The sequence below is a fragment of the Tepidiphilus olei genome, from assembly GCF_006980705.1.
GTDB classification, from domain to species: domain Bacteria; phylum Pseudomonadota; class Gammaproteobacteria; order Burkholderiales; family Rhodocyclaceae; genus Tepidiphilus; species Tepidiphilus olei.
In genome coordinates this window covers 92,044-117,744 of sequence record NZ_SBHO01000006.1, presented here as the reverse complement: position 1 = coordinate 117,744, position 25,701 = coordinate 92,044, and the positions used below count along the sequence as shown (strand labels likewise).

Annotated in this window: 26 protein-coding genes and 5 tRNA genes; 25 read left to right on the top strand and 6 right to left on the bottom strand. The window is 64.7% G+C overall.

Annotation, left to right across the window (positions count from 1 at the left end):
• The first annotated feature begins 71 nt into the window (after window positions 1-71).
• The 12 genes from EPD80_RS07950 (at window position 72) to EPD80_RS07895 (ending at window position 4,564) form a co-directional block, all read left to right on the top strand.
• Window positions 72-162: transfer RNA gene (locus EPD80_RS07950), tRNA-Ser, on the top strand.
• Window positions 163-181: 19 nt separating this feature from the next.
• Entirely contained in the window at window positions 182-382 is a 201-nt protein-coding gene (locus tag EPD80_RS07945; RefSeq protein ID WP_142810915.1) for a DUF2905 domain-containing protein, read from the top strand.
• A gap of 145 nt (window positions 383-527) precedes the next feature.
• Window positions 528-755, top strand: a complete 228-nt coding sequence (gene relB, locus EPD80_RS07940) for a type II toxin-antitoxin system RelB family antitoxin (protein WP_142804339.1) — start codon at window positions 528-530, stop codon at window positions 753-755.
• A complete protein-coding gene (locus EPD80_RS07935; RefSeq protein WP_142810913.1) occupies window positions 739-1,020 on the top strand; it encodes a type II toxin-antitoxin system RelE family toxin in 282 nt (93 codons plus the stop codon). Before relB ends, EPD80_RS07935 begins: the two co-directional genes overlap by 17 nt.
• A gap of 163 nt (window positions 1,021-1,183) precedes the next feature.
• Window positions 1,184-1,259 (top strand) — tRNA-Thr (locus EPD80_RS07930).
• 101 nt (window positions 1,260-1,360) lie between these two features.
• Window positions 1,361-1,558: a hypothetical protein gene (locus tag EPD80_RS07925; RefSeq protein WP_142810911.1), complete on the top strand. Its 198-nt coding sequence runs from the start codon at window positions 1,361-1,363 to the stop codon at window positions 1,556-1,558.
• Window positions 1,546-1,785: a type II toxin-antitoxin system ParD family antitoxin gene (locus tag EPD80_RS07920; protein ID WP_142810910.1), complete on the top strand. Its 240-nt coding sequence runs from the start codon at window positions 1,546-1,548 to the stop codon at window positions 1,783-1,785. Before EPD80_RS07925 ends, EPD80_RS07920 begins: the two co-directional genes overlap by 13 nt.
• Window positions 1,782-2,111, top strand: a complete 330-nt coding sequence (locus EPD80_RS07915; RefSeq protein ID WP_142810907.1) for a type II toxin-antitoxin system RelE/ParE family toxin — start codon at window positions 1,782-1,784, stop codon at window positions 2,109-2,111. The genes EPD80_RS07920 and EPD80_RS07915 overlap by 4 nt, the downstream gene beginning before the upstream one ends.
• A 254-nt stretch (window positions 2,112-2,365) precedes the next feature.
• Entirely contained in the window at window positions 2,366-2,806 is a 441-nt protein-coding gene (locus EPD80_RS07910) for a DUF4351 domain-containing protein (protein ID WP_142810906.1), read from the top strand.
• Between the two features lie 66 nt (window positions 2,807-2,872).
• Window positions 2,873-3,301 carry a DUF1640 domain-containing protein gene (locus tag EPD80_RS07905; protein ID WP_142804341.1) on the top strand — a complete coding sequence of 143 codons (429 nt, stop codon included), beginning with the start codon at window positions 2,873-2,875 and terminating at the stop codon, window positions 3,299-3,301.
• Window positions 3,302-3,387: 86 nt separating this feature from the next.
• Entirely contained in the window at window positions 3,388-4,182 is a 795-nt protein-coding gene (locus EPD80_RS07900; protein ID WP_142810904.1) for an SDR family NAD(P)-dependent oxidoreductase, read from the top strand.
• Window positions 4,183-4,222: 40 nt separating this feature from the next.
• Complete coding sequence (locus tag EPD80_RS07895; RefSeq protein ID WP_142810902.1) at window positions 4,223-4,564, top strand: DUF1640 domain-containing protein; 342 nt, start codon at window positions 4,223-4,225, stop codon at window positions 4,562-4,564.
• Here EPD80_RS07895 and xth read toward each other — a convergent pair.
• Entirely contained in the window at window positions 4,557-5,351 is a 795-nt protein-coding gene (gene xth, locus EPD80_RS07890) for an exodeoxyribonuclease III (protein ID WP_142810900.1), read from the bottom strand. The genes EPD80_RS07895 and xth overlap by 8 nt on opposite strands.
• Before the next feature lie 65 nt (window positions 5,352-5,416).
• Here xth and EPD80_RS07885 point away from each other — a divergent pair, with 65 nt between their 5' ends.
• The 7 genes from EPD80_RS07885 to EPD80_RS07855 all read left to right on the top strand — a co-directional run bounded on the left by EPD80_RS07885 (window position 5,417) and on the right by EPD80_RS07855 (window position 13,794).
• A complete protein-coding gene (locus tag EPD80_RS07885) occupies window positions 5,417-5,824 on the top strand; it encodes a nucleotidyltransferase substrate binding protein (protein ID WP_142810898.1) in 408 nt (135 codons plus the stop codon).
• Window positions 5,821-6,150, top strand: a complete 330-nt coding sequence (locus tag EPD80_RS07880) for a nucleotidyltransferase domain-containing protein (protein WP_142810896.1) — start codon at window positions 5,821-5,823, stop codon at window positions 6,148-6,150. The genes EPD80_RS07885 and EPD80_RS07880 overlap by 4 nt, the downstream gene beginning before the upstream one ends.
• A 163-nt stretch (window positions 6,151-6,313) precedes the next feature.
• Complete coding sequence (locus EPD80_RS07875) at window positions 6,314-6,883, top strand: DUF1640 domain-containing protein (RefSeq protein WP_142810894.1); 570 nt, start codon at window positions 6,314-6,316, stop codon at window positions 6,881-6,883.
• Between the two features lie 475 nt (window positions 6,884-7,358).
• Window positions 7,359-10,082 (top strand): glycosyltransferase, encoded by a 2,724-nt coding sequence (locus EPD80_RS07870; RefSeq protein WP_142810892.1) that lies wholly within the window; start codon window positions 7,359-7,361, stop codon window positions 10,080-10,082.
• Between the two features lie 168 nt (window positions 10,083-10,250).
• Window positions 10,251-11,885, top strand: coding sequence for a methyl-accepting chemotaxis protein (locus EPD80_RS07865; protein WP_142810890.1), 1,635 nt, complete (start codon window positions 10,251-10,253; stop codon window positions 11,883-11,885).
• A gap of 2 nt (window positions 11,886-11,887) precedes the next feature.
• Window positions 11,888-13,078, top strand: a complete 1,191-nt coding sequence (locus EPD80_RS07860; RefSeq protein ID WP_142810888.1) for a UbiH/UbiF family hydroxylase — start codon at window positions 11,888-11,890, stop codon at window positions 13,076-13,078.
• Window positions 13,078-13,794, top strand: a complete 717-nt coding sequence (locus tag EPD80_RS07855) for a DsbC family protein (RefSeq protein WP_142804348.1) — start codon at window positions 13,078-13,080, stop codon at window positions 13,792-13,794. The genes EPD80_RS07860 and EPD80_RS07855 overlap by 1 nt, the downstream gene beginning before the upstream one ends.
• A gap of 13 nt (window positions 13,795-13,807) precedes the next feature.
• On the opposite strand, the gene EPD80_RS07850 is transcribed toward EPD80_RS07855, so the two are convergent.
• The 4 genes from EPD80_RS07850 to EPD80_RS07835 form a co-directional block, all read right to left on the bottom strand.
• On the bottom strand, window positions 13,808-14,167 hold the full coding sequence (locus tag EPD80_RS07850; protein WP_142804349.1) for a hypothetical protein: 360 nt from the start codon (window positions 14,165-14,167) through the stop codon (window positions 13,808-13,810).
• A 16-nt stretch (window positions 14,168-14,183) separates the two neighbouring features.
• On the bottom strand, window positions 14,184-15,260 hold the full coding sequence (ruvB, locus tag EPD80_RS07845) for a Holliday junction branch migration DNA helicase RuvB (protein WP_142810886.1): 1,077 nt from the start codon (window positions 15,258-15,260) through the stop codon (window positions 14,184-14,186).
• Between the two features lie 21 nt (window positions 15,261-15,281).
• Window positions 15,282-16,580, bottom strand: a complete 1,299-nt coding sequence (locus EPD80_RS07840) for a nitronate monooxygenase (RefSeq protein ID WP_221928913.1) — start codon at window positions 16,578-16,580, stop codon at window positions 15,282-15,284.
• A 128-nt stretch (window positions 16,581-16,708) separates the two neighbouring features.
• On the bottom strand, window positions 16,709-18,412 hold the full coding sequence (locus EPD80_RS07835) for a glutamine--tRNA ligase/YqeY domain fusion protein (RefSeq protein WP_221928912.1): 1,704 nt from the start codon (window positions 18,410-18,412) through the stop codon (window positions 16,709-16,711).
• Between the two features lie 169 nt (window positions 18,413-18,581).
• On the opposite strand from EPD80_RS07835, the gene hrpA reads away from it, so the two are divergent.
• From hrpA to EPD80_RS07805, 6 genes are all read left to right on the top strand, one after another.
• A complete protein-coding gene (gene hrpA, locus EPD80_RS07830) occupies window positions 18,582-22,736 on the top strand; it encodes an ATP-dependent RNA helicase HrpA (RefSeq protein ID WP_221928910.1) in 4,155 nt (1,384 codons plus the stop codon).
• Window positions 22,737-22,804: 68 nt separating this feature from the next.
• Window positions 22,805-23,476: a nitroreductase gene (locus EPD80_RS07825; RefSeq protein WP_142810882.1), complete on the top strand. Its 672-nt coding sequence runs from the start codon at window positions 22,805-22,807 to the stop codon at window positions 23,474-23,476.
• Between the two features lie 17 nt (window positions 23,477-23,493).
• Window positions 23,494-23,958 (top strand): MaoC family dehydratase, encoded by a 465-nt coding sequence (locus EPD80_RS07820; RefSeq protein ID WP_142804353.1) that lies wholly within the window; start codon window positions 23,494-23,496, stop codon window positions 23,956-23,958.
• A gap of 38 nt (window positions 23,959-23,996) precedes the next feature.
• A tRNA-Gly gene (locus EPD80_RS07815) sits at window positions 23,997-24,072 on the top strand.
• A gap of 43 nt (window positions 24,073-24,115) precedes the next feature.
• A tRNA-Cys gene (locus EPD80_RS07810) sits at window positions 24,116-24,189 on the top strand.
• Between the two features lie 8 nt (window positions 24,190-24,197).
• A tRNA-Gly gene (locus EPD80_RS07805) sits at window positions 24,198-24,273 on the top strand.
• 52 nt (window positions 24,274-24,325) lie between these two features.
• Here the strand turns inward: EPD80_RS07805 and EPD80_RS07800 are convergent.
• A complete protein-coding gene (locus EPD80_RS07800) occupies window positions 24,326-25,696 on the bottom strand; it encodes a TolC family outer membrane protein (RefSeq protein WP_142810880.1) in 1,371 nt (456 codons plus the stop codon).
• Window positions 25,697-25,701: the final 5 nt, after the last annotated feature.

The following is a 25,701-nucleotide window of genomic DNA, read 5'->3' as shown; positions in this document are numbered from 1 at the left end:
GAGGAAAAGGCGGGCCACGTGCGAGGAACGTGGCGTTTTTCGCTGAACCTCGGTATAATACAAGGCTTGCCGGAGAGGTGGATGAGCGGTTTAAATCGCACGCCTGGAAAGCGTGTTCAGGGGAATACCCTGACGCGGGTTCGAATCCCGCCCTCTCCGCCAGCATCCCCGGGCGCCGACGATGCAAAAACTCCTCTTCCTGCTCGGCCTCCTCTTCCTGCTCGCGGCCGTGCTCTGGCCGTGGCTGTCGCGTTTCCCCTTCGGCCGCCTGCCCGGCGACATCGTCATCGAGCGCGAGAATTTCACGTTCTACTTCCCCATCACGACCGGCATCCTCGTCTCGGTGTTGCTCTCGCTCTTCTTTTGGTGGTGGCGCAAGTAGCGGCGGCGCGCTCGTTTGCTGGATACGCTCGGATCCTGCACAGGCTAGCATGATCCGGCATCGTGCGCCGCGAATCCCACGATCGTTGTTGCCGCGACTTCGTGCTATATTGAATAAAATACATGTATTGAATGGAGACGAGGACATGCCCACCTCCATCCGCCTCTCCCCCGAAGTGGAGCAGCGGCTCGACTTCCTTGCCCAGCGAACGGGGCGCAGCAAGGCTTATTACCTGCGCGAGCTCATCGAGCGGGGCCTCGAGGATCTCGAGGATTACTACCTTGCCGCCGACGTGCTCGAGTCTATCCGCAAGGGGCAGGAGCCAGTTCATTCCTCGGATGATGTGAGGAAAGCACTTGGCTTGGTCGATTGAATACTCCGAGACGGCCAAGGAGCAGCTGCGCAAGCTCGACAAACCAGTGGCCAAGCGCATCGTCGAGTTCATGGACGATCGCGTGGCCCCCGCCGACGATCCGCGCCGCCATGGTAGGGCGCTGCGCGGCCCGTTGGGTGAGTTCTGGCGCTACCGGGTTGGAAATTACCGCGTGATCTGCCAAATTCAAGATGAGGTCTTGCGGGTTTTGGTGCTGGCCATCGGCCACAGAAACACGATCTACCGTTCGATGACCAGACAATGATTTTTGGTTATGCGGGTACCGCTGCGCGTACCTCGAGCCGCTGGTCAGGGCGACTCTGCTGCAGCAATGAGGAGGGTGAGAGGCATCGGTTCGCGCGAGCTTGATTTTCGCGCAGGAGAGGGATAAAATGCCACTTCTTCCAGGCCGCCAGGCCGCGCTCCATGCCGTTGTAGCTCAGCTGGTAGAGCAACTGATTCGTAATCAGTAGGTCGGAGGTTCGAGTCCTCTCAACGGCACCAAAAATTCAATAAAATCAAGAAGTTGCGTAAATCCCTTTAGTCTGTATCGCCCCCGTATCGCCGCATTTTGTCGCTACACCCTACCCGATTACAATGGGGGCATGAACGCCCGCCACGACGCCAGCTACAAGCACCTCTTCTCATCGCCCAAGATGGTGCAGTACCTCGCCGAAGGCTTCATCCCCGACGACTGGATGAACCGGCTCGACTTCGCCGAGCTCGACGTACCCGAATCCTACGACCTGGGGGAAGTGACAAATTTTGTCAAACGAGGTACATTGAGCATATGGGTACGATGAACATTTCATTGCCGGATAGCCTTAAAGCCTTCGTCGATCAGCAGGTCGAACAAGGGCGCTATGGCACAAGCAGCGAATATGTGCGCGAACTGATTCGCAAGGACCAGGATCGGCAGCAGCTTCGCGATCTCCTGTTGACAGGGGCGGCATCTGCGCCCAGCGTCGTGGCCGATGCCCAGTACTTTGACGGCCTGCGCACCCGGGTACGCCAAAGCGGCGGTTCGTGACCAGCAAACCGGTCGTTTTACGAGACCTGGCGCGTCAGGATGTGGACGACGTCTTGGTGCATTACCTGTCGGAGGGATCCCCTGCGGCAGCATTGGATTTCATCGACAAACTCGAGCAGGCGTTGGCACATATCGGGCGCCACCCCGCGACAGGCTCGCCGCGCTACGCATATGAGTTGGACTTGCCTGGACTGCGGTTTTGGCAGACCAAGCGCCATCCCTATCTGATCTTCTACATCGAGCGAACCGACCACATCGACGTCTGGCGCGTCCTGCATGGCAGCCGGGATATTCCCCACTGGATGCAGGAAAACAATCAGACATAGTTTGAGGCAATCGCTGTCAACACCGATTGAACGTGCGCTTGAAATTTACTTTTCTATGCGTGTTCCGGCTAGCCTCTCAACAGCCCGATCCTGACGCCGGGGCGAGCTCCAGCACCACCGGGGCGTCGTTCCCAGCGACGGGGTTCGACGTCGATCGTGCAGGTGAGCGACGACCTGCGCGAGCGCGCCGACGACGTCCTCTGGCAGATGAAAACGCCTATAGTGATGAAGTGCTCGCGAGCCTGCAAAACGCCGTGGCTGCCACCATCCGGCTCAAGCGGCAAGAGACGGCCGAAGACATCGCCCGGCTGGGCGCAGCGATGCGCGCCTGGTTTGCGGGTGACCCGGAACTTCAGCACATTCTCGCGCTCTGGATACGCGAGTACCTGCTACGAGACCTCAAGCCCGAGCTCGACGTGCCCGAATCCTACGACCTGAGGGCAGTGACCATGCAATTCGCCGAACGCATCAAAGAACAAATCCGTCAGCGCGAGCAGAGCGCGCTGCAACAGGGGCTGCAGGAAGGCGTCTTGCAGGGCGAGGCGCTTCTGCTGCAGCGCATGCTCACGCGCCGCTTCGGCCCCTTGCCCGAGTGGGCGCGCCAGCGCCTGGAGGATGCCACGTCCAACGAACTCGAAACCTGGGCCGACCGGGTGCTCGATGCCGCGCGTCTCGAGGACGTTTTTGCGCGCTGAGCGGCGTGGTGCGCAGCATCGTTTGAACGTGCGGTTAGAATCTAACTTTTCTATGGGGAATTGCCCATGGGCGCTGCGCTGAAACTGTACGAAGATCTGCTCGACGCGGGCGAGGACAAGCGTCGCGCGAAGTTGATCGCCGAGGCGTTCGAAGCGCTGGAAGCGCGCTATCCCGACCTGCGCGACGTGGCCACGCATGCCCACCTGCGCGAGACGGAGCTGCGCCTGCTGCGAGAGATCGAGGCCATCCGCCTGGAGACGAAGGAAATCGAGGCGAACCTGCGCAAGGAGATGCACGAGATCGACGCCAGCCTGCGCAAAGAGCTCCATGGGATCGATGCCAATCTTCGCAAAGAAATCGAAGGCGTGCGTCTGGAGATCAAGAACGTCGAGGTGCGGCTGACGCAGGCGATCCATCGCCAGACGGTCTGGGTGATCCTGGCGATCGGCGGTATCACCGGATTCATCCGCTGGCTGGACGTGTTCTTCAAGTGAGACCGGCTAGCCATTCAGCGGCTCGATTCTGACTCTGGATTTTGCATGCCGCGTCGAGGGAAAAAAACAATATGAAAGGAGGGGCAATGGATTTGGGATTGCAGGGCAAGAAAGCGGTGGTGAGCGGGTCGACTTCCGGTATCGGATTTGCTACGGCCAAGGCTTTGGCGCGCGAAGGGGCGGAAGTGGTGATCAATGGACGCTCGCCACAGCGGGTAGAGGCGGCGATTGCCCGCCTGCGTGCGGAGGTACCTCAGGCGCGGCTCATCGGCGTGGCGGCCGATCTTTCTACGGCCGAAGGGTGCGAGGCGCTGTTGCATGCCGTGCCGCAGACCGACGTGCTCGTCAACAACCTGGGCATCTTTGAGGTTCGGACTTTCGAGGAGATCACCGACGAGGACTGGCGGCGTTTCTTCGAGGTCAACGTGCTTTCGGGCATCCGCTTGTCGCGCCACTACGCCAAGGGAATGAAAGAGCGTGGCTGGGGTCGCATCGTGTTCGTCTCCAGCGAATCGGCATTGCATATCCCCACCGAGATGGTGCACTATGGCATGACGAAGACGGCGCAGCTGGCGGTGGCGCGCGGCTTGGCCGAGACGCTTGCGGGTACGGGGGTGACTGTCAATAGCGTTCTGCCCGGACCGACGAAGTCGGAAGGCGTGACGCGTTTCCTCGAAGAGGCCGCGGCGGCGCAAGGGGTGAGCGTGGAAGAGGTGGAGCGGGAATTTTTCCGTACCATGCGGCCAACTTCTCTCATCCGCCGTTTTGCCCAGCCGGACGAAGTCGCTGCCATGATTGCCTACGTATGCAGCGCTGCGGCCTCGGCTACCACCGGCGCGGCGCTGCGGGTCGATGGCGGCGTAGTGCGCAGCATCGTTTGAACGTGCGGTTAGAATCTACTTTTTCTATGGGGAATTGCCCATGGGCGCTGCGCTGAAACTCTATGAAGAGCTGCTCGAGGCGGGCGAGGACAAGCGTCGCGCGAAGTTGATCGCCGAGGCGTTCGAGGCGCTGGAAGCGCGCTATCCCGACCTGCGCGACGTGGCCACGCATGCCCACCTGCGCGAGACGGAGCTGCGCCTGCTGCGAGAGATCGAGACCCTCCGTCTGGAGACGCGCAAGGAAATCGAAGGCGTGCGTCTGGAGATCAAGAACGTCGAGGTGCGGCTGACGCAAGCGATTCATCGCCAGACGGTCTGGGTGATCCTGGCGATCGGCGGCATCACGGGATTCATCCGTTGGCTCGACGTGTTCTTCAAGTGAGATCGGCGAGCTCCAGCACCACCGGGGCGTGATCCGAGGGGCGTTCCCATCGGCGGGGTTCGACATCGATCGTGCAGGCGCGCAGGCGCGGCAGGAGCGGCGGCGAGACAAGGATGTGGTCGATGCGCAGGCCCAGGTTGCGCCGGAACGCTCCCTGGCGGTAGTCCCACCAGGAATAGGACTGCGGGGGCTGGGGAAAGCGGCGGAAGGCATCGACGAGCCCGAGCGAGACGAGCCGGGCAAAAGCCGCGCGCTCGGGGGGCGAGGCGAGGATGCCGTCCTGTGGCCAGTCGGGATGGGTATCTTCGGCGGCGGGGGCGATGTTGAAGTCGCCCATCAGCACGAAGGGGCGCTCCGTGAGCCGCTCCCGTTCGATCCAGGAGGCGAGCGCCTCGATCCAGGCGAGCTTGTAGGCGAATTTGTCGCTACCCACCGCTTGACCGTTGGGGAAATACGCGCTCGCAACCCAAAGCGGTGTCTGGCTGCCGGGCTCATCGATCTCGGCCACGATGAGGCGCGCCTGCTCGTCGTCGAACTCGGGGACGCCGCGCACCAGCTCGCGCCACGGCAACCCATCGCGCACCAGCAGCGCCACCCCATTGTACGTTTTCTGGCCATGCACGGCGGCCGTGTAGCCGAGTTCGGCGATCGCTTGCGCGGGAAATTTCTCCGCCGGACATTTGAGTTCCTGCAGGGCGAGCACGTCGGGGCGGGCGTCGGCAAGCCAGCGTTGCAAGTGCGGCAGCCGGGCGGTGATCGAGTTGAGGTTCCAGGTGGCGAGTTTCATGGGTGGGATTGTACCGCCGCACTGCTATGATGAACGCGCTTGCCGGCACGAGAGGAGACCGGATCATGGTCGATGACGTTCGCTGGAAACAGCGGTTCGAGAATTTTCAGCGGGCGCTGAATCAGCTGAGCGCGGCCGTTCGCTTGTCCGAAACGCGGCCGCTCACCGACCTCGAAAAGCAAGGGCTGATCCAAGGATTCGAGTTTACCCATGAACTGGCCTGGAACGTCCTGAAAGATTACCTCGAAATGGAAGGCATCCAGGGGCTCGTGGGTTCGCGAAGCACGGTGCGAGAAGCGTTCAAGCGTGGCCTCGTGCGCGATGGCGAAATATGGATGGACATGATCGAGAAGCGCAATCTCTCCAGTCATACGTACAACCAATCCGTGGCCGAAGCGATCGTCTCGGCCGTCGTCGAGCGATACCATGGGGCTTTTCTGGAACTGCGAGATCGCCTGGCGAGGGAACTATGAGCGAAGCGCATGAATTCGGCTTGTCCCAGCGCACGGTCGACATCATCCGACACATCCTGGCCGAAGTTCCCGCAGTGGAGAAGGCGGTGATCTTCGGCTCGCGCGCCAAGGGAACGTACCGGCCGGGATCGGACATCGATCTGGCCCTGTTCGGCCCAAGGCTCGACCTCGATACGCTCGGCCGCATCGCGGGGCAACTGGATGAATCGCCCATCCCTTATCAGGTGGACCTCTGCCTCTTCGACGCGATCGACTATCCGGGACTGCGCGAGCACATCGAACGGGTGGGGAAGGTGTTCTACCAGAGGGAAAGTTCGGGTCCATGACGTGGGCAGCGGAAACGCCTTGTTTTCTTGCCGTGAAACGTGGTTACAATGCCCTGACACACGCCGCCCGCTGCGGCGTTGGGGGAGATGAAGTGCGTGATCCTCGCCGGCGGTTACGGTTCACAGCATCGTTTGAATGTAACTTTTCTATGGGGAATTGCCCATGGGCGCTGCGCTGAAACTGTATGAAGATCTGCTCGACGCGGGCGAGGACAAGCGTCGCGCGAAGTTGATCGCCGAGGCGTTCGAAGCGCTGGAAGCGCGCTATCCGGATTTGCGCGACGTGGCCACGCACGCCCACCTGCGTGAGACGGAGCTGCGCCTGCTGCGTGAGATCGAGGCCATTCGCCTGGAGACGAAAGAAGTTGAGGCGAACCTGCGATTGGACATGCAGGCGATGGAGGCGAACCTGCGCAAGGAGATCGAAGGCGTGCGCATGGAGATGAAAGCAATCGAGGCGAACCTGCGCAAGGAGATGCACGAGATCGACGCCAGCCTGCGCAAAGAGCTCCATGGGATCGATGCCAATCTTCGCAAAGAAATCGAAGGCGTGCGCCTGGAGATGAAAGGAATCGAGGCGAACCTGCGCAAGGAAATCGAAGGCGTGCGTCTGGAGATCAAGAACGTCGAGGTGCGGCTGACGCAGGCGATCCATCGCCAGACGGTCTGGGTAATCCTGGCGATCGGCGGTATCACCGGATTCATCCGTTGGCTCGACGTGTTCTTCAAGTAACCGCTCCGTTTCGGACGGTTTCCCTGTTTACGCTCAGCCAATGCGCTCACGGTCTCCAGCCGCTCGGCGCACCACTTCTTCCCCGTGAAATTTAGTTACAATGCCCCTGACACACGCCGCCCGCTGCGGCGTTGGGGGAGGGGGGTGAAGTGCGTGATCCTTGCCGGGTGAGTAATAGTTGTCGCCTCAATAGATTCCAAACCCCGAGGGCGATAAGAAAAGAGTAAAGTGGCCAGGTACGGACAAACTTCCAGGACAAAGCGGTGTCACGGCTGCTGCCGCCAGAAAGTGCGGCTGTGGAGACGCTTGCCCGCGAGCTGAGTATGTCGTCCGCAACAAGCGGCTAAAGCAATGGGGGAGAATTCGGTGCCGAGTGTCATGAAGGGCCTGTTTCACCGCGAGTTTCCCGAAAAACGGGGGTTGATTGAGATTCCCATGGGTAATCCGGAAATCCGGCAGGGCAAGGAGGGAGCGGATGTTGCAAAGTTTTGTGGAGGGTGAGCAAGCCGTTGAGGTGCAGCAGCCAGAGCCTTACCAGCTGTATCTGCAACGCCACCACACCCCCTTCCACCCCGACGATCCCCTTCCCGCCGATAGCCCCACCTTCACCTTCGTCGTCCCCTGTCCGGCTTCCGATCTGCCGCTCCTGGCCGATACGCTCGACAGCCTGGGAGTGCAGTCGGCGCCTTTGTGGCGGCTGGTGGTGGTGGCCGATGCGCCGGCGCCGGATGCGATGTGGGCGGAGTTGCCGATGCTGCGCTGGCGTGAGGTGGAGTCGACGGAGGGGATAGGAACGGCGCTCGCGGAGGAGCTGGCGGCGGTCGAGTCGGGATGGGTGTCGGTGCTCGCGCCCGGGGTGCGGTTGGCGGGCGATGCGGTGGAGCAGCTGGTACGCCATGCGTTGGCGTTTCCGCAGTGGCGCCTGATGTATGGCGATTCGGACACGGTGGAGGCGGATGGCACGCGGCGCGATCCGCTCTTCCGGCCGGACGTCAATCTCGACTTGCTGCGCTCGATGCCGTATCTGGGTCCGTGCCTGTGGGTGGAGCGCGAGGCATTCGCGGCGGTTGGCGGATGGGGCGAGTGTGGGGAGGCGTGGCGCTACGATCTGGCGCTGCGGGTGCTCGATGCCTTCGGCGAGGAGGCGATCGGGCATGTGGATGAGGTGCTCTACTCCGTGCCGGCGGGGCGTGAGGAGGCGGTGGATGAGCCGGCGCACCGCCAGGCGCTGGCGGCGCATCTGGCGCGCCGAGCGTTGGACGCGGAGGTGGCGGAGGGGTACGTGCCGGGCACCTGGCGGGTGGTGTATCACTGGCCGCGGCAGCCGCGCGTGTCGATCGTCATTCCGACGAAAGACCAGGCGGATTATCTCCAGTCCTGCGTCGAGAGCATTCGCGCGAAGACGAATTATCCCGACTACGAGATCCTGGTGGTGGACAACGGCAGCACGCAGCCGCAGGCGTGCGCGTATCTGGAACGCCTGAAGGCGGAGGGCGTGCGGGTATTGCCTTATCCCAAGCCGTTCAATTTCTCGGCGATGTGCAATTTGGCCGCGCGCGAGGCGAGCGGCGAGTATTTGTTGCTGCTCAACAACGACACGGTGGTGCTGCAGGAGCATTGGCTGGAGCGCATGGTGGCCTACGGCCAGCGGCCGGATGTGGGCATCGTGGGGGTGAAGCTGATGTTCCCGCAGCCGCCGACGGTGCAGCACGCGGGAATTCTTCTCGGATTGGGGGGCGTCGCGGATTTTCCCTATATGGGCTTGCTGGGGCTGACTGACGGCGGGTACATGAACCGGGCGCTGGTGGATCAGGACCTCTCGGCGGTGACGGCGGCCTGTCTCTTGATCCGCAAGTCGGTGTGGGAGGAGGTGAAGGGGCTGGACGAGCAGGCGTTTCGCGTCTCTTACAACGACGTGGATCTGTGCCTGAAGGTGCGCGAGCGCGGCTACAAGATTCTGTGGACGCCCTTCGTGGTGCTGGTGCATCACGGCAGCGTGAGCCAGCAGCAGGAGGCGGCCGAGCCGGCCAAGGCGCGCAAGGCGCAGCAGCGCTTCGGCAAGGAGCAGGAGGCGATGCTGCGCAAGTGGTTGCCGCAGCTCGCGCGCGATCCGGCCTACAACCGCCACTTGAGCCTGACGCACCGCGACTACCGGGTGGAGTCGGAGATCGTGGTGAATTGGGATCCGCGTTTGCCTACGGAAAAGGTGCGGGTGCTGGGGTGGGAGCAGTTGAGCGGGGTGATCGAGTACCGCATCAAGCAGCCGCTGGAGGGGCTATGGCAGGCGAGGGCGGTGGAGCGCAGTTTCATCCACGCGCCGGGGGTGCGGCAGACGCGCATTCCTCTGCTCGTCGAGGTGGAGCGGGCGAAGCCGGACGTCTTCACCGCGAGCGCGTTCCTGGAGCTGAGCGATCATTTGGAGACGGTGCAGCAGGTGCGGGAGCTTGCCGGCATTCCGTTTCTGCTGCATCTCGATGATCTCATCAGCGAGATTCCACGCCAGAGCGAGGTCTATGAGCATCGCAACACGCCGGGGGAGATGAAGCGGGTGGTGCGCACGGCCGACCGGGTGGTGGTGACCACCGAGCCGATCCGCGCGGCGATCGAGAAGTATGCCCGCGATGTGCGTCTGATCCCGAATTATCTGCCGGGTTGGGTGTGGAATGGTTTGCAGTCGCAGCGGCGCGTGGGGCCGAAGCCGCGCGTGGGTTGGGCCGGGGCGATGCAGCACGCGGGTGACTTGGCGCTGATCCGTGAGGTGCTGGAGACGACGAGCGAGGAGTGCGATTGGGTCTTCTTCGGCATGTGTCCGGAGGAGCTTCGCCCCTTCGTGAAGGAGTTTCATCCCTTCGTGCCCTTCGAGCAGTATCCGGCCAAACTGGCGAGCCTGAACCTGGACTTGGCGGTGGCGCCGCTGGAGGTGAATCGCTTCAACGAGTGCAAGTCGAACTTGCGGATTCTGGAGTATGGCATCCTCGGCTGGCCGGTGGTGTGCTCGGACGTGCTGCCGTATCGCGGCGCGCCGGTGACGCGCGTGCCCAACCGGCCGGACGCCTGGCTCGAGGCGATCCGCGCCCGCATCCACGATCTGGACGCGGCGCAGAAGGAGGGCGACGCGCTGCAGCAGTGGGTGCGCGAGGGGTGGATGCTGGAGGATCACCTCGGGGAGTGGCTCGAGGCGTATCGCTTGGGCTCGTGATCCGTGATAGCAGCAGGCTAATGGAATGACGGCCGAAGCTGTTGTATAGTGTGCCGCGCGAAACGCTTTGGCAAGCGGTGGCATTACTTGACGCCCGCGGTGCCGTGGCTGCGCAGTAGATGGCTCGAGCCGTTCCTTTTCCAAGAAAGACAAGGGGGGAGAACCAGCATGTCGACAAAGATGACCGTCGCGAAGCGACTGGGGTTGGGGTTCGGCTGTCTGCTTGCTTTGATGGTGTTGATCACGGCCATTGGCATCCAGCGGGTTGCATCGATCGATGACACGCTCACTGACGTGAACGAGGGGGCGACGCTGAAGCAGCGATACGCCATCAACTTTCGGGGGAGTGTGCATGATCGCGCCATATCTGTTCGTGATACGGTTCTGGAGCACGATTTGACCGCGGTCCGGGCACATGTGGCCGAAATCGAACGTTTGGCGGCTTTCTATGCCGATTCGGCGGAAAAACTCGATCGGCTGATGGCGCAAGAGGCGACCGAGGAGGATCGGCGCCTCTTGTCGCGCATCAAGGAAATCGAGCGACGGGCGGTGCCGGGAACGCAGCGGGTGATCGAGCTGCGCCTGAGCGGGGATGTGGAGGCCGCGCAAGCCATGCTGTTGCGCGAGGTTTCTCCGGCCTACGTCGAGTGGTTGGCGGCGATCAACGCCTTCATCGATCACCAGGAGCGGGTCATTCGCGAGAGTCTCGACCAGGTGCGATCCTTGGCGAGCGGTTTCCGTAACCTGATGTTGCTGGTGACCGTGGTGGCGCTGGTGATCTCGGTGACGCTGGCTTCGATGACGATTCGCTCCATCCTCGCCACCTTGGGGGCGGAACCCGACGAGGTGGGCGAGGCCATTCGACGGCTGGCCGCGGGTGAGCTGGGGCAGCGCCTGAATACGCGCTATCCCGAGAGCGTGATGGGGGTGTTACAGCAGACTTTGCAACGGCTTCTGGAGACGATCAAGCAGGTGAATACGGCAGCCGTCGACATCGCGGTGCAATCTGGGAGATTGGAGGAGATCAGCGAAAGCAATCGACGTCAGGTGCAGATCCAGTCGGCCGAGACCGAGAAAATGGCGACGGCGGTCGAGCGCATGGGGGGCAACGTCGATCAGGTGGCGACTTTTGCTCGACAGGCGGCCGAAGCGGCGGTGGAGGCCGACCGCCAGGTGGAAAACGGCAACGAAGTGGTGCAGAAAACGGCCGAGGCGATGAACCATCTCGGTGAGACGCTCGAAGAAGTGGCGGCGACGGTGAGCGAGGTGTCGCAAGATAGCGCGAGCATCGAGAAAGTGACCACCGTGATCGAAGAGATTGCCCAACAGACGAATCTCCTGGCGCTCAATGCCGCCATCGAGGCGGCCCGCGCCGGGGAATACGGCCGGGGATTCGCCGTGGTGGCCGACGAGGTGCGTTCCTTGGCCGTGCGCACCCAGGATTCGACGCGCGAAATCCAGGACATGATCGCCAAATTGCAGCACGGCGCGAGTCGGGCGGTGCAGGTGATGGAGACGAGCCGCGAGGTGGCGCGCACGACTTTGGAGTATAGTCGCGAAGCGCAGGAGGCATTGGCGAACATCCGTGGCGAGGCAGGGTCGGTGCGCACCCTCAATGGCCGTATCACCGAAGCGATCGAGGCGCTGCGCCATGCGGCCGAGGAGCTGGAGCGTAACATCGGGGCGATCCAATCGTCGACCAAGCAAACGGCGGTGAGCTCCGACGAGCTGGCGGGAGCGAGCCGCACGCTCGCCGGTCTGGCGGAGAATCTGAAAAAATTGGTGCAGTTTTTCCGGTGGTGAAGGTGAACGTCGATATCCTGATTCATGGCGGGGGCTTGGCCGGTTTGGCCTGTGCGGCGGCGCTGCGCGATGCGCCTTGGAAAGTGGGGTTGATCGAGCCGCGGCCGCAGCGGGGGCACGAAGGGGAGTGGGATGCTCGCGTCTATGCCTATACGCCCGCCGCCGTCGCGCTCCTCGAGCGGCTCGACGTGTGGCAGCGCCTCGATCCTGCGCGTTGGTGCGCGGTCGATCGCATCGAGGTTCATGGGGATGCCGGCGGAACGCTGTCTTTTTCGGCTTATGAGGCGGGGCTGAGTCGGCTCGCCGTGATCGCCGAGCAGTCGTTGGTGCGCGATGCCTTGTGGGAGACGGTGAGGCGACAGCGCAATGTCACGCTGTTCACAGGCGAGGGCAAGGCCGGGCAGGCTCTGGTGAGTGAGGCGGAAACGCTCACGGTGGTGTGCCGCGATGGTTCGCGGGTGCGCACGCGGCTGCTCATCGGCGCCGACGGGCGCCAGTCTTGGGTGCGGGAGCAGGCCGGTCTGCCGGCGCGGGTGGTGCCTTACCATCAACAAGGGATCGTGGCCAATTTCGCCGTGAGCCAACCGCATCGGCACGTAGCGCGGCAGTGGTTCCGCGACGATGGGGTGCTCGCCTTCCTTCCTTTGCCGGGAAATCGGGTATCGATCGTGTGGTCGGCACCGCAGCCGCAGGCGGAAGCATTGCTCGCGCTCGACGAAGCGGCGTTCGCGCGCCGCGTGGAAGCGGCGAGCGGCGGCGTGCTCGGGGCGATGACGACGATCACGCCGCGTCAGGCGTTTCCGCTCTCCTTGCTGCGCTGCCCGCAGGTGGTGCGCCCGCGCGTGGCGCTCATCGGCGATGCGGCACATGGCATTCATCCTTTGTCGGGGCATGGCATCAACCTGGGGTTCAACGACGTGGCGGTGCTCGGCGAAGTGCTCCGTGCCCTGCCGCCCGAGGCCGATCCCGGCGCCTTGCCGGTGCTGTCGCGCTACGCGCGGCGGCGAGCGGAGGAGCCTTGGCTGATGCAGACGGCCACCGACGCGCTGGCGCGGCTCTTCAGTCTGCGCCGGCCGGAAGTGCGGCAGTTGCGCAACGTCGGGATGCGGCTCGTCGATCGTTTGCCGTTCGTCAAGGAGGCGATGGTGCGCTATGCCGCTTTTGGAGATTTCTTTGTGCAGGAGAGTCGGTGATGGAAGGGTGGCGTAAGGCGGTGGTGGCGTTGATGGCGGTGTTCGGTCTGGCGACGGCAGCGTTCGCTGGTGAGAAAGAGGTCAAGGCGAAGATGGAAGCGTTCCTCGGGGCACCGGCAGTGAGCTCGGTGCGCGCCGTGCCTTATGGGGGCCTCTACGAGGTGGTGCTGACGACGGGGGAAGTGGTCTATACCGACGAGAAAGTGTCCTACGTGGTCACCGGCTCGATCATCGACACGGCCAAGCGCGAAGACGTCACGGCCAAGCGCATGGAAGAGCTCGCGCGCATCGACTTTTCCACCTTGCCGCTCGATCGGGCAATCAAGATCGTGCGCGGCAAGGGGACTCGGGTGATGGCCACCTTCGAGGATCCGAACTGCACGTTTTGCAAGAAGCTCGCCAAGGAATTACAGACGATCGATGACGTGACGATCTACGTCTTCCTCTATCCCATCCTGGGTCCGGATTCGGTGGACAAAGTGAAACGGATTTGGTGCGCACCCGATCGGGCCGCAGCCTGGCTGGCGTGGATGACCGAAGACAAACCGATTCCAGGGGCTGGTTCTTGCGATACGAAGGCGATCGAGCAGAACATGGCGCTCGGCGAGCAACTGCGTATCTCGGGTACGCCAACGATTTTTCTCGCGTCGGGCGACCGGCTGGGCGGCTACATGCCAGCAGCGAAGCTCGAGGAGCGCTTGAAGCAGGTGCGTTGAGCCGGGTCGTTTTTCATCGTCCTTGTTTTCCCCTGGAGCAGGCGACAGGGGAGCCCTGGTCCGGATCGGTGACGTAAGGCGCGCGGGCGCTCACCCAGACGAGGAGGGCGAAGGCGCCGAGCGTGAGGAGCGCGTGCCGGCGCTGCCAGCGCGCATCCGGTATGGTTCCGCGGGCAGCGATGCGCACGAGGCGCCAGCCGGCCGCGGCGATGCCCAGGAGCGCGAGGCCGACGAGGCGGGCGCCGGTGGGGTCGATCCACCAGCCGCAGCCGGTGTCTCCGCGATCGGGCAGGTAAAAGGCAGGGGCGGCCCACAGCAGCCAGATGCCGGTAATGGCGCAGAAAACGATGGTGAAGGCGAGAAAGGCGCGCATGCGCCCGCTCTCCTGGTTAGTCGGTGTCGTCGAGGAGCGTGCCTTGGGCCGCGTCGGGTCGGCGGGGCGGTGCTTCGAGGCCGAGATGGGTGTAGACGGCGGGCGTGGCGATGCGTCCGCGGGGGGTGCGCTGCAGGTAACCCTGTTGGATGAGGTAGGGTTCGAGCACGTCTTCGATGGTATCGGCCGATTCACCGATGGCGGCGGCGAGATTGTCCAGCCCCACGGGGCCGCCGGCGAACTTTTCGATTACGGCCGAGAGTAGCTTGCGGTCCATGATGTCGAGCCCCAGAGGGTCGACGTCGAGCAGGGCGAGCGCCTGGTCGGCGATCTCGGCAGTGATGGCGCCGGCGGCGCGCACTTCGGCGAAGTCGCGCACGCGGCGCAGCAAGCGGTTGGCGATGCGCGGCGTGCCGCGCGCCCGACGGGCGATTTCGAAGGCGCCGGCCTCGTCGATGCGCACCTCCAGCAGCTGCGCCGAGCGGCGCACGATGTGGGCGAGATCCTCGGGGGCGTAGAATTCCAGCCGGGCGACGATGCCGAAGCGGTCGCGCAGGGGATTGGTGAGCATGCCGGCGCGGGTGGTGGCCCCTACCAGGGTGAAAGGGGCCAGATCGAGCTTGATCGAACGCGCGGCCGGTCCTTCGCCGATCATGATGTCGATTTGATAATCCTCCATCGCCGGATAGAGGATCTCCTCGATCACCGGCGAGAGCCGGTGGATCTCGTCGATGAAGAGCACGTCGTTGGGCTCGAGGTTGGTGAGCAGGGCGGCGAGATCGCCGGGGCGTTCGAGCACCGGCCCGGAAGTCTGTTTCAGTCCCACGCCCATTTCGCCGGCGATGATGTGGGCGAGCGTCGTCTTGCCCAAACCGGGGGGGCCGAAGAGGAGCACGTGATCGAGGGCTTCGCCGCGGCGGCGCGCGGCCTGGATGAAGAGATCGAGCTGCTCGCGCACCTTGGGCTGACCGATGTAGTCGGCCAGCCGCTTGGGGCGTAGGGCCCGCTCGATGGCATCTTCGGGGCGCGCGGCGGGGCTGATGAGCCGCGCGTCGGCGGGAGTGGCGGCAAGGGCGTCGGTTTCGATGGCCATGCGGCGTTGCCCCGTGCCTCTTCAGCCGGCTGCGGAAGGGGCGGGTTCCACTTCCCGCGGCGGTAGGGCGATTTCGTGATTCTTGCTGTAGCGGTAATCGTTGAACACGTGCTCGGCGGTGAGCAGCTGGTAGCTGCCGTCGGGGAGGCGATGCGTCGTGTCTTTCAGCCGGTAGGTGTAGTGCCCGCAGGTCCAGCAGTCGAAGTTGCGCATGTGGGTGCACAGGCAGGTCTTGTCCCACACGTGGATCGTCTTGGCGTGCGGGTTTTTCTCGACTTCGCGGTTGTAGGCGTCGATGTAGGCGCAGTGGCCGTTCGCGTCGAGCAGGTAACCGAACGCCTCGCAGTTGGGGCGGATGCCCGCGCCGATGCAGGGGCTGGATTTGAGCATGCGCATCGGGTAGCCGGTGGGCGAGATGGTGTTGACCTCGATGTCTTCTTCGTTGGCCTTGAAGTATTCCTGCTTGACGCGGTCGGGCAGGCCGCATTCCTTGGTGACGGTGAAACGCGTGGCCACCTGGACGGCGGCTGCGCCCATTTCCAGGAATTCGACGGCGTCGGTACCGGTGAAGATGCCGCCGGCGGGGATGACGGGAACGTCGAGTTCTTCGCGACGCAGGTAGCCGAGTACTTCGGCCACGATGGTGCGCAGGTCGTAGCGCGCCCAGTCGAGGCCGAATCCGAGGTGTCCGCCGGCGAGCGGCCCTTCCACCACCACGAAGTCGGGCAACCGCCGGGTACGGGCGATCTTTTTGAGGAAGAGCTGCAAGGCGCGCACCGAGGAGACGATGATGCCGAGCTTGGCGTCGCGAAAACGCGGATGCTCTTCGATGAGCGCGAAGGAGCCCAGGTGCAGCCCGGCCGAGAGGGTGATGCCGTCGATGCCGGCATCGAGCGCTGCTTCCAGCCGCACCTTGAGCGTTTCCTTGGGCGCGGCCATCGTGAGCTTCTCCATGCAGTTGATGAAGACGAGCCCGGGGCCGCGCTTGCGCTCCATGGTGCGCAGTACGTGCATCTTCTGCGCTTCGGCCAAGAGTCCGAGGTCGAATTTCACGCCCGACTTGTCGAGGCTCTTGACGTTGTACTTGTAGCGTTTGAGTTTTTCTTTGGTGTAGGTGGTGTCGTAGCGGCGGTCGGTGACGGTGGGCACCATCGCGTCCGAGATGTGCCCGATGCCGCCGAGGCGGGCGATTTCGAGGGCGAGGTCGGCGTTGGAGATGTCGACGCCCATCCCGCCGAGCATGATGGGGATCAGCTCGGGGCCGCGGCGGCCGAAACGGAAACGGAATTCATCGACACAGCGATCGGCAGCGGACATCATCGAACGAACGACCCTCTTGACTTCGGACAAACGGCGCTATTGTACGCGGTTTGACGGCAGGCGCGGTGCTTTGCCGTCAAACCGCGATGCAATGACGTTGAGTGAGACCTCTCGTCGAGGCAGGAAGTTCAGCGCTGGATTTTTCCCCAGGTGTCTTTCAGCCCGACGGTGAGGTTGAACACCGGCGATTCGGGGCGGTGGTCGTAGCGGTCGGCGACGAAGTAGCCATGGCGCTCGAACTGGAAACGCGTCTCCGGGGGGGCCTGCGCGGCATCGGGTTCGACGAAGGCGCGGTAGCAACGCAGCGATTCGGGGTTGAGGTCTTCGAGGAAGGAGCGCGGCGCGCCGTCCGGGCCGGGTTCGGTGCCGGGGCGGGGGTGGCGGAAGAGCCGGTCGTAGTGCCGGATCTCGGCCTCGACCGCGTGATCGCACGACAGCCAGTGGCAGTTGCCCTTGGTCTTGTAGCGATCGGCGCCGGGCGTGCCGCTCTTGGAGTCGGGGAAATGGCGGGCGTGTACGCGCACCACCCGCCCGGATTCGTCCTTGTCGCAGCCGGTGCATTCGATGACGTAGCCGTAGCGCAGCCGCACCGTGGCCCCGGGCGTGAGGCGGTGGAATCCCTTGACCGGCGTTTCCATGAAGTCGCCGCGCTCGATCCACAGCCGGCGGGTGAAGGGGATGCGCCGCTTGCCCCGTTCCGGGTCGAGCGGGTGATTGGGCGCCTCGCACCATTCGACGTGCCCTTCGGGGAAATCGTCGATCACCAGCTCCAGGGGGTCGAGCACGGCGATGCGCCGCTCGGCCGCTTCGTTGAGGTGGTCGCGCATGGCCTGTTCGAGGACTTCGTAGCCGATCCAGCCGTCGGCCTTGCTCACGCCGATGCGCTCGCAGAAGAGGCGAAAGCCCTCGGGCGTGTAGCCGCGCCGACGTCCGCCGGCAAGCGTCGGCAGTCGCGGGTCGTCCCAGCCGGCCACGTGCCGTTCTTCGACGAGCTGGATGAGTTTGCGCTTCGAGAGCACGACGTATTCGAGGTTGAGGCGGGCGAACTCGATCTGGCGCGGCAAGGGGCGCGAGAAAACGCCGGCTTCGGCGAGCGATTCCAGCAGCCACTCATAGAAGGGGCGCTGATCCTCGAATTCGAGGGTGCATAGCGAATGCGTGATGCCCTCGATGGCGTCCTCGATGGGATGCGCGTAGGTATAGGTGGGGTAGAGGCACCAGGCATCGCCTGTGCGGTAGTGCGAGACGTGCCGGATGCGGTAGAGGATGGGGTCGCGCAGGTTGAGGTTGGGGCTCGCCATGTCGATCTTGGCGCGCAGCACGTGCGTCCCGTCGGGGAATTCCCCGGCGCGCATGCGGCGAAAGAGCGCGAGGTTCTCCTCCACGCTGCGGTTACGGTAGGGGCTGTCGCGCCCGGGTTCGGTGAGCGTGCCGCGCAGCGCCCGGATCTCCTCTGGCGGCAAGGAATCGACATAGGCCAGCCCTCGCTCGATGAGCGCCTCGGCGCAACGGTACATGGTCTCGAAGTAATCGGAGGCGAAGTGCAGGTGCTCGCCCCAGTCGTAACCGAGCCAACGCACCGCCTCCAGGATCGCTTCGACGTATTCCATGCTCTCGGTGCTGGGATTGGTGTCGTCGAAACGCATGTGGCAGCGCCCGCCATAGAGCCGGGCAAGGCCGAAATTGAGCACGATGGACTTGGCATGACCGAAGTGCAGGTAGCCGTTGGGCTCGGGCGGGAAACGCGTGACGACCTCGCGGTACCGGCCGCTGGCGAGGTCGTCGTCGATGGCGTTTTTGATGAAATGGGAAGGAGGGGTGAAATCGCTCACGATACCGACGTCCGGGAATGCCAAAAGCGCGATTCTAGCGCGGCCGGGCCGCCTTGGCGTGTTGGATGCATCGCGAAGGCGGGAACCTGCCTGAGTTTTCTGCGGTCTTCGTTGGGGTAATTTTGCCTTTGGCCGCATTTTTGCGGCACAATCATCGATTTTTCCGAGCTTGTCCAACACACTGCCCGTGCTCGTCGAATCTGCTGAATCTTTCCGTGAGGCAGCTCGCCTCGACCTGAGCCGCTGTCTGTCACAGGATCGCGGACCGATCCTTGCGCTCCTCAAACGTCTGCGTCGCGCCAAGGGTGAAACGCGCGAGCGGCTCGCGAACCAGATCGCCCAGCGCCTGGAGCGATCCCAGGCCGCCTGGGAAGCGCGCCGCGCCCGCCGTCCCGCAGCGCCTTGCGCGCCCGATCTGCCGGTGAGCGAGCGCGCCGCCGAGCTGGAGGCGGCGATCCGCGCCCATCGCGTGGTGATCGTCTGCGGTGAGACCGGTTCGGGCAAGACGACGCAGCTGCCCAAGATCTGCCTTGCCGCCGGGCGCGGCATCGCCGGGCAGATCGCGCATACCCAGCCGCGCCGGATCGCCGCGCGCGCCACGGCCGAGCGCATCGCCCAAGAGCTGGGTTCCCCTTTGGGGCGGGACGTGGGCTACAAGGTGCGTTTCCACGACCGCACCTCGCCCGAATCGTACATCACCCTGATGACGGACGGCATTTTGCTGGCCGAGACGGCGAGCGACCCGTGGCTGTCACGCTACGATACCATCATCATCGACGAGGCGCACGAGCGCAGCCTCAACATCGACTTTCTGCTCGGTTATCTGCACCGCCTGCTCGCGCGTCGCGAGGATCTGAAGGTGGTGATCACTTCGGCGACGATGGACGCCGAGCGCTTTGCGGCGCATTTCGCTCCGGTGGCGGGCGAAGTCCCCATCCTCGAGGTGAGCGGACGGCTCTATCCCATCGAGATCCGCTACCGCCCGGTCGAGGCGATCGACGGGGAGGAGCTCGCCGCGCTCGAGGGCGAGGAGGGGGGCGGGAAGCACGCGGCGCGTGCCGCTGCCGAGGAGCGCGATCTCTTCGATGGGATCGTGGCCTGCGTCGAGGAAGCTTGGCGCGAGGGGCCGGGGGACATCCTCGTCTTCTTGCCCGGAGAGCGTGAGATTCGGGAAACCAAGGAGGCGCTGGAACGCCGGGCGGCGGTGCGCGGCGAGTTCGAGATCCTGCCGCTCTTCGCCCGTCAGTCGGCGCAGGAGCAGGCGCGCGTCTTCCGGCGCGGGGCCCTGCCGCGGGTGATCTTGGCCACCAACGTGGCCGAGACCTCGCTCACGGTGCCGGGCATCCGCTATGTGATCGATACGGGGCTGGCGCGGGTCAAGCGCTATTCGCCGCGGCAGAAGGTCGAGCAGCTGCGGGTGGAGCGCATTTCGCAGGCGGCGGCCAACCAGCGCGCCGGGCGCTGCGGCCGGGTGATGGACGGGGTCTGCTTCCGGCTCTACACGGAAGAGGACTTCGCCGCGCGTGCGGCGCACACCGACCCCGAGATCCTGCGATCTTCGCTCGCCGGGGTCATCCTGCGCATGCAGGCGCTGAATCTGGGCGAGATCGAGGGTTTTCCTTTTCTCGATCCGCCGGCGCCGCGTGCGGTCGAGGACGGCGTGCGCGAACTGGTGGAGCTCTCGGCGCTCGATGCGGCCACCCGTACGCTCACCGAAGTGGGGCGGACGCTGGCGACGCTGCCGCTCGACCCCAAGATCGGGCGTCTGCTCGTGGCCGGGCGGCAGTACGGGTGCCTGGCCGAGATGCTGGTGCTCGCGGCGGCGCTGTCGGTGCAGGATCCCCGGGAGCGTCCCGCCGAGCAGCTCGCCCAGGCCGACCAGAAGCACGCCCTCTTTCGCGGACGCGAGCGCGAGGCGCAGTCGGAATTCTATTGGTACCTCAACCTGTGGAAGATCTGGCGCGAGCTCGAGCGGCACGAGTCGACGAACAAGCAGCGTCAGTGGTGCCGGGCGCATTTCCTCTCCTGGCTGCGCATGCGTGAGTGGCGCGACGTCTGGACCCAGCTGCATGCGCTCGTCACCGAGCACGGCTGGCGTGAGAACGAGCAGCCGGCCGGTTACGAGGCGGTGCATAAGGCGCTCATCGCCGGCCTCGTGCGCCACGTGGGTCTGAAACAGGAGGATGCGAGCGGGCCCCAGGCGGGGAGTTATCTCGGCGCCGGCGGCATTCGTTTCTGGATCCATCCGTCCTCGCCGCTCGCCAAGCGCGGGCCGAAGTGGGTGCTCGCCGCCGAATTGGTGGAGACGACGCGCCTCTATGCGCGCTGCGTCGCCCGCATCGAACCGGCTTGGATCGAAGAGGTGGCGCCGCACCTCATCCGGCGCCAGCTGGAGGCGCCGCACTGGGCGAAGAGGGTGGGCGAAGTGCGTGCCTGGGAGCGGGGCACCCTCTTCGGCCTGCCGATCTACGCGCAGCGCGCCGTGCCCTACCGCGACGTCGACCCCGCCCTGTGCCGCACCCTCTTCATCCGTGAGGCGCTGGTGGCGGGCGAGGTGGAACCGGCTCAGCTCGCACGCATGAAGTTCCTCCAGCACAACCTGCGCCTCGTCGAGGAGATCGAGCGCCTGGAACAGAAGACGCGCCGGCCCGACGTGCTGGTCGATACTGCCCTGATCGAAGCCTTCTACGACCATCTGATCCCGCAGGACGTGGTCGATCTGGCGAGTTTCGAGGCCTGGCGCAAGCAGGCCGAACGCGGTGCGCCCAAGCTGCTCTATCTCACGCGCGAGCAGCTCATGCGGCACGAGGCGGCCGGCGTCACCACCGAGCGCTTCCCTTCCGCCTTCCTTCTCTACGGTCAGCCGCTCGCACTCGAATACAAGCACGATCCGGCGGCCAACGACGACGGGGTGACGCTGGTGGTGCCGCTTGCCTTGCTCAACCAGGTGCCGGCGGCGCGCTGCGAATGGCTGGTGCCGGGGTTGCTGGAAGACAAGGTGCTGCGCTTGCTGAAGACGCTGCCGCAGAAACACCGCCATCGCCTGCAGCCGCTGCCCGAGCAGGCCAAGGCGTTCTGTGCCGCCGTCGAGGCGGGCGAAATCGCCGCCGAGCGGCCGCTGCTCGAAGCCCTGCGCGCCTTCGTCGAAGCGCGCACGCAGCTGCCTACGCCCGAGGCGGCGTTCCGTCCCGAAGCGTTGCCGCCTTATTGTTTCATGAACTTCCGCGTCGAGGGGCCCGACGGCCGCATCCTCGCGCAGGGGCGTTCCCTCGCCGAACTGCGTGCGCGGCTGGGCGAGACGGTGCGTTCGCGTTTTGCCGAACTGGGAGGTTTGCTCGCGGCCAAAGCGGGGGACATGGGAGCGCCTTCGTCCCCGAACGAGGGCGATACGGGCGTGGCGGCGGTAGCGCGAGCGCACGGCAAGCGCGCGGCTCCTTCATCCGCCGCGGGGATGGAGGGAAGCCGCGTCCCGACGCCAACCAAGGCAACCTCCTGGGAGTTTGGCACCCTGCCGGAACTCGTCGAAGTGGAGATCGACGGCGTCACCGCCATCGGTTTTCCCGCGCTGGAGGACGTGGGCGATGGAGTGCGGCTGCGCGCCTGCGACACGGAGGAAGAGGCCGAGGCCATACACCGGCGCGGCGTGCTGCGCCTGCTGCGTTTCGCGCTCAAGGAGGCGGTGCGGGCCATCGAGCGCCATCCCGACTGGCGTACGCTCGCCATCGCCTGGATGCCGTATGGCAACGAGGCGGAACTACGCGAGGCGGTGATCGAGGCGAGCCTTGCGCGGGTCTGCCTCGAGGGAGAGCTGCCGCGCGACGCGCAGGCGTTTGCCGCGCGCGTGACCGCGGGCAAGGAACGCCTGGTGCTGGTGGCGCAGGAGCTCATGCGCCTGCTCGCGCAGTGGCTCGGAGAGCGCCGCGCGATCGAGAAACGTCTGGAGGCGCTGCGCCGGGCGCATCCCGAAGTCGTCGCCGACATCGAAGCCCAGCTCGCGGCGCTCTTCCCGCCGCGTTTCCTTGCGATGATTCCCTGGGAGCGGCTGCAACACTACGGGCGCTACCTCAAGGCGATCGGCGTGCGCCTCGACAAATTGCAGAAGGATCCCGCCCGCGACCGGCAATGGGCCCAGTCCTGGCGCCAAGTGGCCGGCCCCTGGGAGCGCGCCTGGCGGGAGGCCAAAGGCCGGCCTTCGGCCTTTCTCGAGGAGTTTCGCTGGTTGCTCGAAGAGCTGCGCGTGGGGCTCTTCGCCCAGGAACTGAAGACGCCGGTGCCGGTGAGCGTCAAGCGGCTGGAGAAGATGTGGCAGACGGGGGCGAGATAATCGTTCGATCGAATTCGATTATCGTTGTACACTTGGCTACCCCATGTTTGCCTAGCAAAGGAAACTCGATGAACGTCGAAGAAGCGATCCTCAGCCGCAAGTCGGTGCGTAAATTCCTGCCAACTCCCGTGCCGCGCGAGACCGTGGAGGAGATCCTGCGCGTCGCGCAGCGGGCCCCCAGCGGCAACAACATCCAACCGTGGAAGGTCTACGTCGTCGCGGGCGAAGCGCGCGAACGGCTCTGCCGTGACGTTTATGAAGCGGCGGAAAAGGAGCCGGAGCAGCATCAGGCAGAATACGATTACTACCCGAGCAACTGGTTCGAACCCTATGCCACGCGTCGTCGGGTGTGCGGCTATGGTCTCTATTCGGCGCTGGGAATCGACCGGCACGACAAGGCGGCGCGTGAGCGGCAGATGTTGCGTAATTACCTCTTCTTCGATGCGCCGGTCGGCATGTTCATCACCCTCGACCGGCGCCTGAGCACCGGTAGCTACATGGACACCGGCATGTTCATCCAGAACGTCATGCTCGCGGCGCGGGCTCACGGTCTGCACACTTGCGCCCAGGCGGCGTTCGCCTGGTATCACGACGTGATTCGCCGCCATTTGCCCATCCCGCCGGAAGAGATCGTACTGTGTGGCATCGCCCTTGGTCACGAAGACCCCGCGGCGCCGGAGAACGCATTCATCACCGAGCGGGCCGCGCTCGAGGAATTCACTCAATTCTACGGTTTTTGAGCTTGGAGGAGATTTTCATGGCCAAGGAATACAAATACTATTGGGAAGATTTCGTCCCTGGTAGCGTCCAGGAGGTTGGAGGGGTCGAAGTAACCAAGGAAGCGATCATCGAATTCGCCCGCCAGTACGATCCCCAACCCTTCCACGTCGATGAAGAAGCGGCTCGCCAATCGCCTTATGGCGGACTGATCGCCAGCGGGTGGCACACCTGCGCCTTGGCGATGCGCATGATTTGCGACGCGTTCATGCTGGAAGCCGCGAGCGTGGGTTCTCCGGGCATCGACAATCTGCGCTGGCTCAAACCTGTTCGTCCGGGTGACGTGCTGCGCGTTCGCCTGACCGTCCTCGAAGCCCGCCCGCTTGCCAGCAAGCCGGGAATCGGCCTCGTACGCCATCGCTGGGAAGTGTTGAACCAGAACGACGAGGTGGTGATGGAGATGGAAGGTGCCGTGATGTTCCGCCGCCGCCAAATGGCCTCTTGACTTTGCTGAGGGGTTTTTTATAATTGCGCTTCTCGCGAGCGGGAATAGCTCAGTTGGTAGAGCACGACCTTGCCAAGGTCGGGGTCGCGAGTTCGAGTCTCGTTTCCCGCTCCAAGCGGTTACTTCGGGCGCGAGTCCGTAAGGAATCGGCGTCTGCGGCGCGGTGGCAGAGTGGTTATGCAGAGGACTGCAAATCCTTGGACGTCGGTTCGATTCCGGCCCGCGCCTCCAGAATCTACGCGGGAATAGCTCAGTTGGTAGAGCACGACCTTGCCAAGGTCGGGGTCGCGAGTTCGAGTCTCGTTTCCCGCTCCAGTCTCACCGAGAAAGCCCTGGCCAAAAGCCGGGGCTTTCTCTATTCGGGTGCTCAGCGTTGCAGCGCGGCGTCGACCGCCGCGAGCCGTTCTTCGTCCAGCCGCCCGGCGAGCGCCTGCAGCTTCAGCCGGTTCTGCAAAACCTCGGTGCGTGCCTGCAGCAGCGCGAGCCGTGCCGCGTCGAGATCGTTCTCGGCGTTGAGCAGATCGAGCGTGGTGCGATCGCCCACTTCGTGTCCGAGCCGGGTGGCGTCGAGGCGCGCCTCGCTCGCCGTGACTGCCTCTTCGAGCGCGGTCACGCGCGCATGGGCCGTCTGCACGGCGAGCCAGGCGGCCCGCACCTGCTGACCCACCTGCTGACGCATCCATTCGAGTTCGGCCCGGGCCCGGTCTTCGAGCTTGAGCGCCTCTTGCAGCTTGGCACTGCGATAGCCCCCCGTGTAGAGGGGGACATTGATCTGCACGCCGATCACGTGCTGCGTCTGGTTCACGCTGGCCGAGCCGTAGTCACCGTCGCCGCTCACGTAGTCGCGCCCGGCCTGGGCGACGAGCTCGACCGTGGCATCGGCCGCCGCGCGGTATTTTTCCACTTCCTTGTGGGCGATCTCGACTCTGGCCTGCGCGAGGCGCAGCAAGGGGTTGGCGGCGAGCGCCGCTTCCTGCCAATGCGCCAGCGGTTCGAGCGGCGCTTGCGGCAGCACGGCGGCCGACGGCGGCAAGGGGTCGAGCTGGGCCGATTCCAGGCCCGTGGCGTCGGCGAGTGCCGCCTGCGCCACTTCCCGTTCACTTTCGGCAGCCACGAGCTGCGCCTGCAGAGTGCGGGCGCGGGCGGTGGCCTCGTGCGTGTCGAGGATGGGAAGGTCTCCGGCAGCATAGCGGTCCTTGGCCTCGGCGAGCGCCCGTTCCACCGCCTCCAGCTGGCGGCGCAGCAACGCTTGCCGGCGTTCGGCCACGACGAGCTGGAAGTAACTCTCGACCACCTGCAACATCAATTCCTGGCGCGCGCCCAGCCATTCGACTTCGGCGGCGTCGGCGCCGAGCGTGAGCTGCTCGCTCTGTGCCGAGCGCTCGCCGTGGATGAGCGGCTGGCGCGCGGTGACGTTCCACTGGGTGGCGGTGCCGTTGTCGATCGAGGTCTTGAAGGTGACGTGCCTCGAGGGCGTCATACCGGGGGCGGCGAAGTAGGCTCCTTTCGTGTCGGATTCGAGCGAACGCACCCCGGCGCCGCCGCCCACGCTCACCGACGGGCGCCAGAGGGCGCTCGCCTGTTCGCGCTGCGTGCGGCCGGCTTCGAGCGAAGCCTGCGCCATCGCCATGCGGGGGTCGTGCTCGCGCGCCGCCTGCCAGGCTTGCATCAAGTCGAGGGCATGCGCTGCGGGCAACGGCAGGGCGAGCAGCAGGGCCGACCAGCGAGAAAGGCGCATCGCGG